Here is a 16,597-nt window from a genome sequence, read left to right on the forward strand (position 1 = left end):
ACATATTTTTTTCGGGTCTTAACGGACTCTAGCCTAGTTGTATTTATAGATTCAGTGAGAATAAAAATGGCTCAGCCTACATTCTTTTTACAGCCTCTTGCGGCTGCGATTTCTCTTGCTTGTTTTTCAAGCGTAGTATTTGCCGCTGAAGCAGACAGCGCACACATTTTAGCGCCTATCGTGGTGACGGCTCAGCAGGGTAATGATGCCCATGGTCTGATTGTACATGCTGACCCTAAGCAACCCACTCAGCCAATTCCTGCGGTTGATGGTGCAGCCTACCTACAAAGTATTGTGGGTTTTAACCAAATCAAAAATGGCGGGGCGAATGGTGATGTCACCTTCCGTGGTATGTTTGGCTCACGTATTAAAATCCTCACAGATGGTACGGAAAATTTAGGCGCATGCCCAAGCCGTATGGATAATCCTGCTTCTTATGTTTCTCCTGAAAGCTATGACAAAATCACAGTCGTGAAAGGGCCACAAACTGTTCAATATGCGCATACGGGTTCAGCCGCAACCGTTATTTTTGAACGTGAGCCTGAACAGCTCACTTCGGCGAAACCTTATCGTGGGCAAGCCAGTGTCATGCTTGGTTCTTATGGTGGTTTGGATCAGAATGTTGAAGCCGCCGTTGGTGATGAAACGAAATACGCACGTTTAAATGCCAACCGTTCGATTGCAGATAGCTATCAAGATGGAGCTGGCAATACGGTTCCGTCCGATTGGGAAAAGTGGAATGCAGATCTCGCGTTGGGTTGGACTCCGAATGAGGACACATGGATAGAGCTGAAAGGTGGGAAGAGTGATGGTGAGGCAGTCTATGCTGGACGTAGTATGGATGGTTCTAAGTTTGCTCGCGAAAGTCTGGGTTTACATGTTGAAAAGAAAAACATTAGTGAGGTGATCAAAAAAGTCGAAGCGCAAGTGGACTATAGCTATAACGATCATGTCATGGATAATTTTCGCTTAAGAACGCCACCGACAATGACCATGACGATGCATGGTATGCAGATAGCTGTGCCGAATAAGATGGAAATGGAAGTAACGCGCCGTACTTTGAATGCGCGTGCTGCAATGACTTCTGAATGGGACAAAGTCAGCCTGATGACAGGAATAGACTCACAGCGCAATAAGCATGGCGGCAATATGATTATGTATGCAATGCCGAGTATGAATTCTCCCTTTAAAACCAATATGGAATTTGAGTCTTATGGGGCTTTCGGTGAACTGAGTTATGCATTCAATGATCAGCATAAACTGGTGACAGGTGCACGCGTCGATCAAGCGAAGATCGATAACTTAGCTACTGATACAGAACGTAAAGAAACCCTGCCAAGTGGTTTTGTTCGAATTGAAAGTGAACTTGCGGAACATGTTAAAACTTACGCAGGTTTGGGTTATGTAGAGCGTGTGCCTGATTATTGGGAATTATTTAGTACCAAATACCATCAAAGTACAGGTACGACCTTTGCTGATTTAGAGAATGAAAAAACCGCGCAGTTTGATGCAGGCTATCAATATGAACAGGGTGCATTTAAATCTTGGGCTTCAGTTTATGCAGGTTTGATTCAAGACTATATATTAGTGGCATATACTCCGACAGGCTCAATGGGGCGGTTGGAAGCCAAAAGCCGAAATGTCGATGCAACCATTGCAGGTGCTGAAGCAGGTGTGGCTTACCAGTTGACGGATCAAATTCAAGCGGACATCAGTGCCATGTATGCATGGGGTGAAAATACGACGGATCACACCGCTTTACCGCAAATTGCACCATTAGAAGGACGTTTCAATCTACGCTATGTGCAAGAGAAGTATAATCTCGGTTTGTTATGGCGTGTGGTGGCAGCACAAGATCGTACCAGCTATCGAGAAGGTAATATCATTGGATACGATTTAGAAGACAGTAAAGGTTTTGGAACTCTGTCTTTAAATGGGACTTATAATATCCAAAAAGATCTAGACCTTTCAGTCGGAATAGATAATGTGCTGAATAAAAACTATGCCGAGCATTTGAATAAACTTGGAAGTTCAGGTTTTGGTTATGCTGCAACAGAACAATTCAATAATATTGGACGTAATTATTGGGCGCGTATCAGTATGAAGTTCTAAATATATGTGATTATCGAAAACAGCCATTTTAGAAATAGAATGGCTGTTTTTGGTTCTAAGATAGAAGTTGACTGAGAAAACAGCATTGTGAGTGGATATTCACCATAAAAAGTAGAAAGAAACAGCGATTTAGATAAAATATTTAAATATTATTTTGATTTATTTTTATTTAAATTAATTAAAACAATGTATTAAGTTTAATTTGTCCGAATGTGATGGAGCGGTTTAAGGCGCTAACTAGGAAGTAGATAAATTTATTAAAAAATATTTTATATAAATAACAGATACTTATAATTTTATGAGTTTGAAAAATAAACATGCAGAATATTTATTGAGTAAAGGGGGTTGTGTTGGTTTGGAAATGCTGTAGAATGCACATCCATCGGCGGTGATGTTGATTAAAACTTGTTGAGAAACAAGGATTTAGCCCAAACGGTAGAATCTGGAAGTCTTGAATAAGTTTGAAAATAATTAACAAAACCAGTTGACTTCTTCTTGAAAGAGAGTAGTATAGCCGACCTAGCTTGCTGATGACGAATCAGCAAGAAGATCATTAAGAGATTATGAAGAACAACTTGTGTGGATTTTTACTGATTGATCGATCGAAAATATTTCATTGATTGATGGTAAAAATTACTCGAAGTTTATTTGAGAAATATTTGTCAGAAAATTGATGAGCCAAGATTTGTAGCCATAAGCTACTAATGATTTTTAACTGAAGAGTTTGATCATGGCTCAGATTGAACGCTGGCGGCAGGCTTAACACATGCAAGTCGAGCGGGGAAGGGTAGCTTGCTACCTAACCTAGCGGCGGACGGGTGAGTAATGCTTAGGAATCTGCCTATTAGTGGGGGACAACATTCCGAAAGGAATGCTAATACCGCATACGCCCTACGGGGGAAAGCAGGGGATCTTCGGACCTTGCGCTAATAGATGAGCCTAAGTCAGATTAGCTAGTTGGTGGGGTAAAGGCCTACCAAGGCGACGATCTGTAGCGGGTCTGAGAGGATGATCCGCCACACTGGGACTGAGACACGGCCCAGACTCCTACGGGAGGCAGCAGTGGGGAATATTGGACAATGGGCGGAAGCCTGATCCAGCCATGCCGCGTGTGTGAAGAAGGCCTTTTGGTTGTAAAGCACTTTAAGCGAGGAGGAGGCTACTTGGATTAATACTCTAGGATAGTGGACGTTACTCGCAGAATAAGCACCGGCTAACTCTGTGCCAGCAGCCGCGGTAATACAGAGGGTGCGAGCGTTAATCGGATTTACTGGGCGTAAAGCGTGCGTAGGCGGCTTCTTAAGTCGGATGTGAAATCCCTGAGCTTAACTTAGGAATTGCATTCGATACTGGGAAGCTAGAGTATGGGAGAGGATGGTAGAATTCCAGGTGTAGCGGTGAAATGCGTAGAGATCTGGAGGAATACCGATGGCGAAGGCAGCCATCTGGCCTAATACTGACGCTGAGGTACGAAAGCATGGGGAGCAAACAGGATTAGATACCCTGGTAGTCCATGCCGTAAACGATGTCTACTAGCCGTTGGGGCCTTTGAGGCTTTAGTGGCGCAGCTAACGCGATAAGTAGACCGCCTGGGGAGTACGGTCGCAAGACTAAAACTCAAATGAATTGACGGGGGCCCGCACAAGCGGTGGAGCATGTGGTTTAATTCGATGCAACGCGAAGAACCTTACCTGGTCTTGACATAGTAAGAACTTTCCAGAGATGGATTGGTGCCTTCGGGAACTTACATACAGGTGCTGCATGGCTGTCGTCAGCTCGTGTCGTGAGATGTTGGGTTAAGTCCCGCAACGAGCGCAACCCTTTTCCTTATTTGCCAGCGAGTAATGTCGGGAACTTTAAGGATACTGCCAGTGACAAACTGGAGGAAGGCGGGGACGACGTCAAGTCATCATGGCCCTTACGACCAGGGCTACACACGTGCTACAATGGTCGGTACAAAGGGTTGCTACCTAGCGATAGGATGCTAATCTCAAAAAGCCGATCGTAGTCCGGATTGGAGTCTGCAACTCGACTCCATGAAGTCGGAATCGCTAGTAATCGCGGATCAGAATGCCGCGGTGAATACGTTCCCGGGCCTTGTACACACCGCCCGTCACACCATGGGAATTTGTTGCACCAGAAGTAGGTAGTCTAACCGCAAGGAGGACGCTTACCACGGTGTGGCCGATGACTGGGGTGAAGTCGTAACAAGGTAGCCGTAGGGGAACCTGCGGCTGGATCACCTCCTTAACGAAAGATTGACGATTGGTAAGAATCCACAACAAGTTGTTCTTCATGACGATGTATCTGAGGGTCTGTAGCTCAGTTGGTTAGAGCACACGCTTGATAAGCGTGGGGTCACAAGTTCAAGTCTTGTCAGACCCACCATGAGCAAGACTTAAAGCACTGCTTTAAGGCGAAGCGCAAGGCAAACGAACGTGAGTGAGTGCGCAGGCTATAATCTGATACATCGAATCAAAAATGATAAGCTGGGGACTTAGCTTAGTTGGTAGAGCGCCTGCTTTGCACGCAGGAGGTCAGGAGTTCGACTCTCCTAGTCTCCACCAAATTTCAAGACAAGAAAACTTAAAGCACTGCTTTAAGGCTTTTCCTTGAAATTTAAGCAAGAAGCTATGCTTCGCGCAGATAGGTTGGATTACAGAAATTAGTAAGTAGATAACTTATTAACTTCTGTGATTTATCACAGTTTCCTGACCTGACGAAGGCTGGAAAAATCATTAACAGAATATATTTGAGTTGAAATAATTTGTTCATACTCGTTTTTAAGATCGACATTAACAGTGATTTATTACTGATTGATGAAGATTGAAGAAATGAGTTACTAGCGAAATTAACTGAATCAAGCGTTTTGGTATGTGAATTGAATTGAAGCTGTACAGTGTTTAAGTACACAGAACAACAAACTGTAAGGAAGTGATGAGAAATCATCATAGACTGTCTTAATCCTACTTGTAGGGATTAACGACTGTTTGGGGTTGTATAGTCAAGTAATTAAGTGCATGTGGTGGATGCCTTGGCAGTCAGAGGCGATGAAAGACGTAATAGCCTGCGATAAGCTCCGGGGAGGCGGCAAATATCCTGTGATCCGGAGATTTCTGAATGGGGAAACCCACCTGTCATAAGGCAGGTATCGTATGATGAATACATAGTCATACGAGGCGAACGAGGGGAAGTGAAACATCTCAGTACCCTTAGGAAAAGAAATCAATTGAGATTCCCTCAGTAGCGGCGAGCGAACGGGGAAAAGCCCATTAAGTCATATCAGTTTTAGTGGAATGCTCTGGGAAGTGCAACCATAGTGGGTGATAGTCCTGTACACGAAAGGGCTGATATGATGATGTCGAGTAGGGCGGGGCACGTGAAACCTTGTCTGAATATGGGGGGACCATCCTCCAAGGCTAAATACTCCTGACTGACCGATAGTGAACCAGTACCGTGAGGGAAAGGCGAAAAGAACCCCTGTGAGGGGAGTGAAATAGATCCTGAAACCGCATGCATACAAGCAGTGGGAGCCGACATGTTCGGTGACTGCGTACCTTTTGTATAATGGGTCAGCGACTTACATTCAGTAGCAAGGTTAACCGCATAGGGGAGCCGTAGAGAAATCGAGTCTTAATAGGGCGTTTAGTTGCTGGGTGTAGACCCGAAACCGGGTGATCTATCCATGAGCAGGTTGAAGGTTGGGTAACACTAACTGGAGGACCGAACCCACTGTCGTTGAAAAGCCAGGGGATGACTTGTGGATAGGGGTGAAAGGCTAATCAAACTCGGTGATAGCTGGTTCTCCCCGAAAGCTATTTAGGTAGCGCCTCGGACGAATACCATTGGGGGTAGAGCACTGTTTCGGCTAGGGGGTCATCCCGACTTACCAAACCGATGCAAACTCCGAATACCAATGAGTACTATCCGGGAGACAGACTGCGGGTGCTAACGTCCGTAGTCAAGAGGAAAACAATCCAGACCGCCAGCTAAGGCCCCAAAATTATAGTTAAGTGGGAAACGATGTGGGAAGGCATAGACAGCTAGGAGGTTGGCTTAGAAGCAGCCACCCTTTAAAGAAAGCGTAATAGCTCACTAGTCGAGTCGGCCTGCGCGGAAGATGTAACGGGGCTAAAACTATATGCCGAAGCTGCGGATTTGCAATTTATTGCAAGTGGTAGGGGAGCGTTCTGTAAGCCGATGAAGGTGTATTGAGAAGTATGCTGGAGGTATCAGAAGTGCGAATGCTGACGTGAGTAACGACAATGCGAGTGAAAAACTCGCACGCTGAAAGACCAAGGGTTCCAGTCCAACGTTAATCGGGGCTGGGTGAGTCGACCCCTAAGGCGAGGCCGAGAGGCGTAGTCGATGGGAAATTGGTTAATATTCCAATACTTCTATGTAATGCGATGAGAGGACGGAGAAGGTTAAGTCAGCCTGGCGTTGGTTGTCCAGGTGGAAGGTTGTAGGCATGTATCTTAGGCAAATCCGGGGTACTCTATGCTGAGAACTGATAGCAAGCTGTACTTGTACAGTGAAGTGGCTGATACCATGCTTCCAGGAAAAGTCTCTAAGCTTCAGTTACATAGGAATCGTACCCGAAACCGACACAGGTGGTCAGGTCGAGTAGACCAAAGCGCTTGAGAGAACTCTGCTGAAGGAACTAGGCAAAATGGTACCGTAACTTCGGGAGAAGGTACGCTGCCGACGGTGATAGGATTTACTCCTTGAGCTATTGGCAGCCACAGAAACCAGGCCCCTGCAACTGTTTATTAAAAACATAGCACTCTGCAAACACGAAAGTGGACGTATAGGGTGTGATGCCTGCCCGGTGCTGGAAGGTTAATTGATGGGGTTAGCGTAAGCGAAGCTCTTGATCGAAGCCCCAGTAAACGGCGGCCGTAACTATAACGGTCCTAAGGTAGCGAAATTCCTTGTCGGGTAAGTTCCGACCTGCACGAATGGCATAATGATGGGGGCGCTGTCTCCAGCAGAGACTCAGTGAAATCGAATTCGCCGTGAAGATGCGGTGTACCCGCGGCTAGACGGAAAGACCCCGTGAACCTTTACTGCAGCTTGACATTGAACTTTGATCTTACTTGTGTAGGATAGGTGGGAGGCTTTGAAACCGAGACGCTAGTTTCGGTGGAGCCAATCTTGAAATACCACCCTGGTAATATTGAGGTTCTAACTCTGTCCCGTTATCCGGGACGAGGACCATGTCTGGTGGGTAGTTTGACTGGGGCGGTCTCCTCCTAAAGAGTAACGGAGGAGTACGAAGGTGCGCTCAGCGTGGTCGGAAATCACGCGTAGAGTATAAAGGCAAAAGCGCGCTTAACTGCGAGACCCACAAGTCGAGCAGGTACGAAAGTAGGTCTTAGTGATCCGGTGGTTCTGTATGGAAGGGCCATCGCTCAACGGATAAAAGGTACTCTGGGGATAACAGGCTGATACCGCCCAAGAGTTCATATCGACGGCGGTGTTTGGCACCTCGATGTCGGCTCATCTCATCCTGGGGCTGAAGCAGGTCCCAAGGGTATGGCTGTTCGCCATTTAAAGAGGTACGCGAGCTGGGTTTAGAACGTCGTGAGACAGTTCGGTCCCTATCTACCGTGGGCGTTGGAAATTTGAGAGGATCTGCTCCTAGTACGAGAGGACCAGAGTGGACGAACCTCTGGTGTACCGGTTGTGACGCCAGTCGCATCGCCGGGTAGCTATGTTCGGAAGGGATAACCGCTGAAAGCATCTAAGCGGGAAGCCTACCTCAAGATAAGATTTCCCTAGGACTTTATGTCCTCTAAAGAGCCGTTGAAGACTACGACGTTGATAGGTTGGATGTGGAAGCATAGTGATATGTGAAGCTGACCAATACTAATTGCTCGTGAGGCTTGACTATACAACACCCAAACAGTTGGTGTTGTGGTTCAAATCACTGCAAACAACTTGATTTAGTTATAAAGCTAGATAAAATATCCAACTCAAATATACCTGTTAATAACTCATTTGATGAAAGTTAGGCACGAAGAGCACTGCTCTGAGGTTAGACCCAACGAATAGTCATAAACAGTTGTGCTGGCGACAATAGCAAGAGTGAACCACCTGATCCCTTCCCGAACTCAGAAGTGAAACCTCTTAGCGCTGATGGTAGTGTGGAGTTATCCATGTGAGAGTAAGTCATCGCCAGCTCATTAATTCTAAATCCCCCTCCGCTTAAGGCTGAGGGGGATTTTTTTATGCTGAATATATTAAATAATAAAAAATAAACGAATCAATCGCCTAATTGAGGTTTAGGATAGGTTTCTACATACTGATTTACTTATTTATCGATCATGACATTTAATCTATCTAACATTTTTTATTTTTAGATTTTTAAAAATATTGAATAGTCGATCAAATGTTCATTGTTTGTTAGCAATATCTTTAAATGGAATAATGAGTATGTCTAATAAAATTCAATATCAACTGAAAAAACTTCCTTTAATCTCATGTGCGTTGTTGAGCTGTTTAGCTTTTGGGCAAGTACATGCTGTATCTAATGATCAGGTCAAACATCTGGTTGAGTCAGAAAAAAAGAATTATTTAAATACTCTAGAGGCTTTAGTCAATATTGAGTCGGGGAGTAAAGATCTTGCCGGCGTGAATAAGATCGCTAAATATGTCGCCGAACAATTAAAAACGACAGGTGCTGAGGTCAGTATTGTAGAAGCCAAAGATATATATCGTATGGATGATACGCCTCAACAGACTGGTCCAATGGTAAAAGCTGTTTTAAAGGGTAAAGGCAGCAGTAAAATTATGCTAATTGCTCATATGGATACGGTGTATTTAACAGGGATGTTGAAAGACCAACCTTTTAAAATGGAAGGGGATAAAGTTTTTGGTCTCGGAATTTTAGATGATAAACAGGGGGTTGCTGCGATTATTCATACGCTTGATCTTTTGAAAAAGTTGAATTATCAAGATTATGGCACGATCACAATCTTACTTAACTCCGATGAGGAGATCAGTTCGCCAGGTTCACGCAAACTGATTACTGAAACTGCACAAGACCAAGATGTAGTTTTGTCATTTGAAGGTGGTGGTAAAGACGGCAGTTTACGTTTAGCCACCAGTGGGATTGGTGCAGCATATTTAGAGGTTCACGGGAAACCTGCACATGCAGGGGTTAAGCCTGAAGCAGGCATAAATGCACTGACAGAATTATCAGATCAAATCTTACAGTTACAAGATTTATCGAATCCTAAAACAGGGTTGAAATTAAACTGGACTGTGGCAAGTGCAGGTAAAGTGCGTAACGTGATTCCAGACCTTGCAACTGCACAAGCAGATGTTCGTGCTTTGCAAGTTAAAGATTTTCAGCAAGTGGAACGTGTATTACAGGAAAGGATTAAACGTAAAAAGTTAGCTGACAGTGAAGTTAAGTTAAAGTTTGAAATGCGTCGCCCACCTTTAATGGCAAATCCACAGGCAAAAAAATTGGCTGAACAAGCACAGCTTATTTACAAAACTGATTTTAACTTACCAATGAAGGTCTTAGCTGAAGCAACAGGTGGTGGTACAGATGCTGCATTTGCTGGCTTAAATTCGAAAGCAGCGATTTTAGAAGGCATGGGCTTATCTGGTGATGGTGCGCATTCGAATAATGCTGAATATATTCTAGTCGAAAGTATTGTGCCGCGTTTATATTTAGCGACAAAGTTGATTATGGACTTATCGACCGCTCAAAAATAATAAAGTTGGTATGAAAGAACTGAACTGATTTGAGTTTTTACATGATGAAAGATGGTGTTTATTTTTAGCAGCATCTTTCATTAATCTAAATATCAGAATCTTATAGGGAAATGGATGAGATCTTAAATAAAAACTATATAAAGTGAGGGATATTCTGAGAGATCGGCAGAGCTATAGTTGATGTTACTTTTTTCATTCTTTGCTGGATAATTTAGCGGAATCTGTTGGGTCTCGATGTATTGCTTGCTGTCCCAAGTGATTGGACCTTAGTCTTTATTCTTTAAGGAATGAAGGGCCAGCTTTTGTCTCTTCACTGTCGAATTGTTTCTTTTTAAATAAAAACTTCGAAATTACGTTTGCATAAAAAAATAAATGATAACGTGCTGTATATGATGCTTTTTTAACCAAGCAAGCTGAATGTAATTCATGGTAAAATGATCGGCTTTCATCTTTGATCTTTATTTGAGATCTTTCATCTGCCAGCCGAGAATTGCTAGCCATGTCTACTGCTTATACTATGCAGACCGCGCCTAAAGCGTTGTTTGATTACGACAAATATTGGGCGTCATGTTTTGAACCTGCGCCATTTTTGCCGATGTCGCGCGAGGAAATGGACCAACTCGGTTGGGATAGTTGTGACTTTATTTTGGTCTGTGGTGATGCCTATATCGACCATCCATCATTTTGTTCGGGCATTATTGGCCGTACGTTAGAAGCACAAGGTTTCCGTGTCGGGATTATTGCACAACCTGATTGGACGAATGTTGAAGCATTTCGCGTTTTGGGTAAGCCAAATATCGCTTGGGGTGTGACTGCTGGGAATATGGATTCGATGATCAACCGTTATACGGCTGATCGTAAAATCCGTTCTGATGATGCCTATTCGCCAGATAATTTACCCAATAAACGTCCAGACCGTGCAGCAACCGTATATTGCCAACGTGTACGTGAAGCATTTCCAGATGTACCTGTATTGTTGGGTGGAATTGAAGCGTCTTTACGTCGTATTGCACATTATGACTATTGGTCAGACAAAGTTCGTCGTTCAGTGTTGATGGATTCAAAAGCCGATCTTTTGATGTATGGTAATGGTGAGCGTTCAATTACTGAGGTGATGCATCGCTTAGCCAAAGGCGAAAAAATTCACGAAATTACAGATGTTCGCGGCACGGCATTTATCGTGAATAAATTAAACCGTCCATCTAAAGCCAAGTTTGTGGAAATCGCATCGAATGATGTGGATACCATTGGCCGTGTTGATCCGATCATCAATCCCTATGTGATGACTGAAGATTTAGATGGCTGTGAAATTGAAAAAGATAAGGGTAACTCTTTAACCCAATACCAAAATTTCCAAAAAGAAATTGTGACGAATCAAATTGTTCGTGAAGGGGATAAACTCGATCCTGATACACAAATTGTGCAGTTACAGCCGTCTTCAAAGGCAATTAAACATAAATTACCGCCGCGTGAGCTGGCTGTGATTCGTTTGCCTGCATTTGAAGCAGTGGCAGATGATCCCGTTTTATATGCCCATGCCAACCGTATCTTACACCTTGAAACCAATCCAGGAAATGCGCGTGCTTTGGTACAAAAGCATGGCGAGCGTGATGTTTGGTTAAATGCTCCACCGATTCCGTTAACGACGGAAGAAATGGACTATGTGTTTGATTTACCTTATGCACGTCTACCGCATCCTGTCTATGCTGATGCGCGTTTCCCTGCATTTGATATGATCAAATTTTCTGTCAACATTATGCGTGGCTGTTTTGGTGGCTGTACCTTCTGTTCGATTACAGAACATGAAGGACGCATCATTCAAAACCGTTCAGAAGAATCGATTTTACGTGAAGTTGAAAAGATTCGTGATACTGCACCGGGTTTTACCGGCATCATTTCTGACTTGGGTGGGCCTACAGCAAACATGTATCGTTTGCACTGTAAAGACCCTGAAATTGAAAAGAACTGTCGTAAACCATCATGTGTTTATCCGGGTGTTTGTCAAAACCTACATACCGATCATGCACCTTTAACGCAGCTATATCGTAAAGCACGTGAACTCAAAGGCATCAAAAAGATTCTGATTGGTTCAGGCTTACGCTATGACTTAGCGGTACTCAACCCTGAATATGTGAAGGAATTGGTTCAGCATCACGTCGGTGGTTATTTAAAAATTGCACCTGAGCATACCGAAAAAGGTCCATTGTCTAAGATGATGAAACCGGGAATCGGAACTTATGATCGTTTCAAGCAAATGTTTGATCGTTTCAGTAAAGAAGCAGGTAAAGAACAGTATTTAATTCCGTACTTTATTGCAGCACATCCGGGTACGACTGAATATGACATGATGAATTTGGCGATTTGGTTGAAGAAAAATGGTTTCCGTGCAGATCAGGTGCAGACTTTCTATCCATCGCCAATGGCCACAGCAACGACCATGTATCACACGGGTAAAAATCCATTAGCAAAAGTGGCACGTTATACTGAAGATGTTGATATTGTGAAAGGTGAGAAGCGTCGTCGTCTGCATAAGGCGTTCTTGCGTTACCATGATCCAAATAACTGGCCATTACTTCGAGAAGCTTTAAAAGAAATGGGTCGCCAAGACTTGATTGGTAACTCGAAACAGCATTTGATTCCAACCTATCAACCGCAAGGCACAGAAGGTCAGTATCAGTCTGCTCGTAAGAAAAACTCAACCGTGGATGGTGATTCGCAAAAACGTAATGGTGATAGCCGTAACCAACAAGCGAAAAATCAATCTCGTCCATCAAATACCAAGAAGCGTCCTGAACGTGGTCAGATTTTAACGCAACATACAGGTTTACCACCGCGCGAAACAGGTGACGCCAAGAAGCCATTTGGACATTCCAAGTCAAAACCGAAGTCTAAGTCACGTGCTTAATGGCAATTGAATATAAAAAAGGATGCTACGGCATCCTTTTTTAGGATCAATCTTTTTTATTGCGTTAGAAAAATAGCTTAGAGATTGGCTTTTCTGCCATCCGTCGGGAAAATTGGGTCAATCCGAAGAATCATATTGCACGTGAATGAATCACTCTATTACAGTGTAGATAGGCTACAGAGCCAAAATTTCATTCGGATTAAAACAAAACGTGTTACAACGGATGACATTGCAAAAAATTGTTTAGTTTTATCAGCGTTTGTTTGATTTTAGCTTTAGTTTTTTTATTGCGTGGTTTGGGTAAATGGTCAGTAGGTTATACTGATCGGATAAAATAGGTTATACTGATCGGATAAAAATCGGTGTGATACCGAAAATTATAATAAAGATGAAAAGGATACAAATATGACAACTTATATGGTAATTGGTAGCGTGTTGTTGATACTGGTCATGATTTTAGCGAGTAAAGCGTTGATCCCTAAGACCAAGCAGCAAGATAGTGCATTAAGACAACGTGCTATTTTTAGTATGCATGAACAACTGACTTATACTCGTTTGAAAGAAATTTTACCGCATCATACTGTGCTGGCACATGTATCTTATGATGCCTTACTCACTACAAAATTTTCGCGTACACGAAATAAATACCGCAATTTGGTGGCTGATTTTGTCATTGTGGATAGTGCACAACAAGTTTTGGCAGTGGTTGCTTTAGAAGATCCGCTTTCACTGAAACGTCCACAAAAGGCACAGTTTCAGGATGCGATCCTCGATATGGCTGGCTATAAAGTGATTCGTTATGAAGAAGTGCCTGACTATCATCAGTTACGTGAAGATTTTTATGGCGATCTCTATGCCTCATCGCGTTTGACTAAAGATAAGCATGCGACCAAAAAATATGATTACTATAATGCAGCACAAACTCGAAAATTACGTCTGATCGGCTAACTGAATCTCAGCGCGCATCATAAAAACATGAAAACTCATGTTTTTATGATGCATGTATTTTTTATGCAGGTTTCACTGCAACAACGGTTAACTCTACCAATACTCGTGGATCATAAAGTTTAGCTTCAACACAGGTACGGGGTAAGGCATCAATGTCTGCAACCCAAGCATCCCAAACTTCATTGAACGCTGCATAGTCATTTTCAATGTCTTTTAAATAAATCGTCACCGATAAAATATGACTTTTATCTGTGCCTGCATCAGCTAAAAATTGGTCAATCATGTCGAATGTTTGTTGGGTTTGACCTTTAATATCGAGATCAAAGTCAGACGCCAGTTGACCTGCCAAATGAACGAGGTTGCCAGCAATCGCAACTTCAGAAAAACGATTTGAGACATGCAAACGTTGAACCGTCATAATGTATGCATCCTGTGTGATGAGTATAAAAATAGAACATAAAAAGTAGTTCAATAGCCTACCACAAACTCATGTATGACAGATGGCTACGATGTTGGCTTTCAATCAGATGCAGAATTTTACAGCGTGAAGGATCAAATCTATTTCTGTAGGTAAAGTGAACAGAGGGAGATAAATGGATAGTTGATATCAATATATCGACGTGGGAATTACAAAAGATGAAGGAACAGGATCAATAGGGAAATCTTTTACAGGCTTTATAAAAGTATTTTTTGGAGGAGTAAATTGTTTTGATGGTAGAGCACTGTTCTGCAATATAGGGAGGAATACCATATAAATATCAGAGATGTCCTGTAATCTTCGGATTTGATCGTCACGCCAATCACAGGACGTATGCTAAAAGTAAAGGTAAGTTTTAGCATCTCAGCGGTTACATGGATAAATGCAGCGCGTCATTAGATTACTCTAAAAACACAGTTTGTGAATGTTAAATTGCATTATTTTTGTTCTTTTGGTTAAAAAGTGACTGATTGAGCAATCAGTCAGACCATAAAGAGAGCTGGGGTAGAGGCTCTTGAGTCGAAAGTGCATAGACCCCAACACCGATAAGACGAAATTGTTGATCCGGTGTGATTTGCATTTCTTTGAGTAAGATATCTAAGGTCATTTGTAGTTCAGTTTGATGCTTTAATGGCGTTTTGAAGCTTTTACTGTGCTGTAAGGTTTGAAAGTTTTTCAGTTTCAGTTTGACGGTGACACCGCGGGCATACAGTTGCTTTTTCTCTAAGCTTTGCCAGACTTGTGCAATCAACTTGGGCCAAAATGGGAGACATTGTTCAAGGATTAAGTCATCATCAAAAGTGGTTTCTTTTGAAATTTGCTGACGTTCTCGTTCCGCTTGTACAGGACGCTCATCAATCCCTTGTGCATATAGATAGAGCTGTTTTCCATACTTGCCAAAATGATGAATCAGGATATTTTCATCTACATGCTGTAAATCACCTAAAGTTTCAAGTTTGAGCGCATGTAATTTTTCTTGCATAACTTTACCCACTCCGGGGATTTGTTTAAGCGGCAAGTGCTGAATAAACTGCTGAACTTGTGAGGGTTTAATCACGCAGATACCATTGGGTTTATTCCAGTCCGAAGCAACTTTGGCTAGAAACTTATTCGGTGCTACACCCGCAGAGGCGGTCAGTCCTGTGCTCTGAAAAATATCAGCACGGATACGTTCAGCAACCTCTGTGGCGCTGGCCAGTTGTTGTAAATTTTCCGTCACATCTAAATAAGCTTCATCTAAGGAAAGCGGTTCAATGAGTGTGGTATAACGCTTAAAAATTATATGAATTTGCTCTGAGACCGTACGATATTTAGCGAAATTAGGTTCAATTACTATCACTTCAGGGCAGCGTTTTTTGGCTTGAGTCATCGACATGGCAGAGCGGAGTCCGTAGCGACGTGCAGGGTAGGATGCAGCTGCAATGACAGCACGGGGATGGTGTGAAGAAATCACCACAGGTAAATGCTTTAAGTCGGGACGATCAAGTAACTCCACAGAGGCATAGAAGGCATCCATGTCGATGTGAATGATTTTTCGCATGCTGAATTTTAATATTGAAATCTAAGGCAGTATTGCACTATTCAGATCGATTGCGTAGTCCTGTATGCGGCATAAGCGACATAGTTTGACTTGGTGTTTTTTGTATTTGAACTTCAATGCTGAGCTTGGAACTGCTCTACTTGATCGGTAAGTTTTGTGGCAGTTGATAAAGCCCTTGGCGCTCTAAAAAGCTGATCCAATCTTGCTCTGAGCCTTGAAATACATTGAGATCCACCAAGGTTGGTATGCCTTTAATTTGACCTTGGCTGGTGTGTTGCCAAAAGGTCCATTTCGGATTGCCTTTGAGCTCAGGCTGGCCTTGATATTCACGAATCCAAAGGGGAGTTTGTTTAAATTTATCGACCAAAACAATATTATAAAATGCTTTAGAGGTATAAAAAATGGGTTGCAAACCATAGTGTTGATAGAGTTGGTCGTGCATGACCTGAATTTCTTTGAGCAGCTGTTCTCTGGTATAGGTGTTGATACAGTTGCTGTCATATTCCAAATCAATCACAGGCGGCAAACTATCGGTTTTCTTCGGCACAGTTTCGATAAAGTTCTGCGCCTGAATCTGGCCATCACGGCATAAACGATAAAAATGATAAGCCCCGACCAAAAAGCCTTGTTCACGAGCTTTGAGCCAGTTGTCCTGAAATTTACGGTCTTTGAAATCGCCCCCTTCGGTGGCTTTTAAATAAACGAATTTAAACTCTTGGGGAGAAATGGATTGCCATTGGATGTCGCCCTGATGATGAGATACATCAAAGCCTTTTATCGGATACTCTTGGGCAGATGCGATATTGTTCTGCAAGAAAAAATAGGTGATCCCCAGTCCGATACATAGCATCACTACACAGGCAAGTATGTAATAGGGATATGA

At 42.9% G+C, this 16,597-nt stretch carries 8 protein-coding genes, 2 tRNA genes and 3 rRNA genes; 9 read left to right on the forward strand and 4 right to left on the reverse strand.

Features of this window, described 5'->3' with window-relative positions:
* Nucleotides 1-66: 66 nt before the first annotated feature.
* The 7 genes from MN200_RS00900 to MN200_RS00930 all read left to right on the forward strand — a co-directional run bounded on the left by MN200_RS00900 (nt 67) and on the right by MN200_RS00930 (nt 9,843).
* Entirely contained in the window at nt 67-2,112 is a 2,046-nt protein-coding gene (locus tag MN200_RS00900) for a TonB-dependent copper receptor (protein ID WP_058868691.1), read from the forward strand.
* 712 nt (nt 2,113-2,824) lie between these two features.
* Nucleotides 2,825-4,362, forward strand: a 16S ribosomal RNA gene (locus MN200_RS00905).
* Nucleotides 4,363-4,423: 61 nt separating this feature from the next.
* A tRNA-Ile gene (locus tag MN200_RS00910) sits at nt 4,424-4,500 on the forward strand.
* 103 nt (nt 4,501-4,603) lie between these two features.
* Nucleotides 4,604-4,679: transfer RNA gene (locus MN200_RS00915), tRNA-Ala, on the forward strand.
* Nucleotides 4,680-5,114: 435 nt separating this feature from the next.
* Nucleotides 5,115-8,008, forward strand: a 23S ribosomal RNA gene (locus tag MN200_RS00920).
* A 175-nt stretch (nt 8,009-8,183) separates the two neighbouring features.
* Nucleotides 8,184-8,298 (forward strand): 5S ribosomal RNA (gene rrf / locus MN200_RS00925).
* The 16S, 23S and 5S rRNA genes sit together here with 2 tRNA genes alongside, the layout of an rRNA operon.
* A gap of 252 nt (nt 8,299-8,550) precedes the next feature.
* The gene (locus tag MN200_RS00930; RefSeq protein WP_242759924.1) at nt 8,551-9,843 is read left to right on the forward strand and encodes a glutamate carboxypeptidase; all 1,293 of its coding nucleotides are present in this window, start codon (nt 8,551-8,553) and stop codon (nt 9,841-9,843) included.
* A 273-nt stretch (nt 9,844-10,116) separates the two neighbouring features.
* On the opposite strand, the gene MN200_RS00935 is transcribed toward MN200_RS00930, so the two are convergent.
* Complete coding sequence (locus MN200_RS00935) at nt 10,117-10,344, reverse strand: hypothetical protein (RefSeq protein WP_010325666.1); 228 nt, start codon at nt 10,342-10,344, stop codon at nt 10,117-10,119.
* On the opposite strand from MN200_RS00935, the gene MN200_RS00940 reads away from it, so the two are divergent.
* Both MN200_RS00940 and MN200_RS00945 read left to right on the forward strand, forming a co-directional pair.
* Nucleotides 10,343-12,748 carry a YgiQ family radical SAM protein gene (locus MN200_RS00940; RefSeq protein WP_058868701.1) on the forward strand — a complete coding sequence of 802 codons (2,406 nt, stop codon included), beginning with the start codon at nt 10,343-10,345 and terminating at the stop codon, nt 12,746-12,748. The two genes, MN200_RS00935 and MN200_RS00940, sit on opposite strands and share 2 nt — an antisense overlap.
* Before the next feature lie 405 nt (nt 12,749-13,153).
* Nucleotides 13,154-13,696, forward strand: coding sequence for a DUF2726 domain-containing protein (locus MN200_RS00945; RefSeq protein ID WP_005401019.1), 543 nt, complete (start codon nt 13,154-13,156; stop codon nt 13,694-13,696).
* A gap of 61 nt (nt 13,697-13,757) precedes the next feature.
* Here MN200_RS00945 and MN200_RS00950 read toward each other — a convergent pair whose 3' ends face one another.
* From MN200_RS00950 to MN200_RS00960, 3 genes are all read right to left on the reverse strand, one after another.
* Nucleotides 13,758-14,114, reverse strand: a complete 357-nt coding sequence (locus tag MN200_RS00950) for a RidA family protein (RefSeq protein ID WP_004692897.1) — start codon at nt 14,112-14,114, stop codon at nt 13,758-13,760.
* A 538-nt stretch (nt 14,115-14,652) separates the two neighbouring features.
* A complete protein-coding gene (gene dinB, locus MN200_RS00955; protein ID WP_058868702.1) occupies nt 14,653-15,714 on the reverse strand; it encodes a DNA polymerase IV in 1,062 nt (353 codons plus the stop codon).
* A 136-nt stretch (nt 15,715-15,850) separates the two neighbouring features.
* The gene (locus MN200_RS00960) at nt 15,851-16,564 is read right to left on the reverse strand and encodes a GH25 family lysozyme (RefSeq protein ID WP_058868703.1); all 714 of its coding nucleotides are present in this window, start codon (nt 16,562-16,564) and stop codon (nt 15,851-15,853) included.
* Nucleotides 16,565-16,597 lie beyond the last annotated feature (33 nt).

Source organism: Acinetobacter sp. LUNF3, from assembly GCF_022699605.1.
Taxonomy (GTDB): domain Bacteria; phylum Pseudomonadota; class Gammaproteobacteria; order Pseudomonadales; family Moraxellaceae; genus Acinetobacter; species Acinetobacter johnsonii.

What these genes read in the sequence shown, in the direction of transcription:
- MN200_RS00900 (WP_058868691.1), top strand. Translation starts at nt 67, where the DNA reads ATGGCTCAGCCTACATTCTTTTTACAGCCTCTTGCGGCTGCGATTTCT.
- MN200_RS00930 (WP_242759924.1), top strand. Translation starts at nt 8,551, where the DNA reads ATGTCTAATAAAATTCAATATCAACTGAAAAAACTTCCTTTAATCTCA.
- MN200_RS00940 (WP_058868701.1), top strand. Translation starts at nt 10,343, where the DNA reads ATGTCTACTGCTTATACTATGCAGACCGCGCCTAAAGCGTTGTTTGAT.
- MN200_RS00935 (WP_010325666.1), bottom strand. Translation starts at nt 10,344, where the DNA reads ATGGCTAGCAATTCTCGGCTGGCAGATGAAAGATCTCAAATAAAGATC.
- MN200_RS00945 (WP_005401019.1), top strand. Translation starts at nt 13,154, where the DNA reads ATGACAACTTATATGGTAATTGGTAGCGTGTTGTTGATACTGGTCATG.
- MN200_RS00950 (WP_004692897.1), bottom strand. Translation starts at nt 14,114, where the DNA reads ATGACGGTTCAACGTTTGCATGTCTCAAATCGTTTTTCTGAAGTTGCG.
- dinB (WP_058868702.1), bottom strand. Translation starts at nt 15,714, where the DNA reads ATGCGAAAAATCATTCACATCGACATGGATGCCTTCTATGCCTCTGTG.
- MN200_RS00960 (WP_058868703.1), bottom strand. Translation starts at nt 16,564, where the DNA reads ATGCTATGTATCGGACTGGGGATCACCTATTTTTTCTTGCAGAACAAT.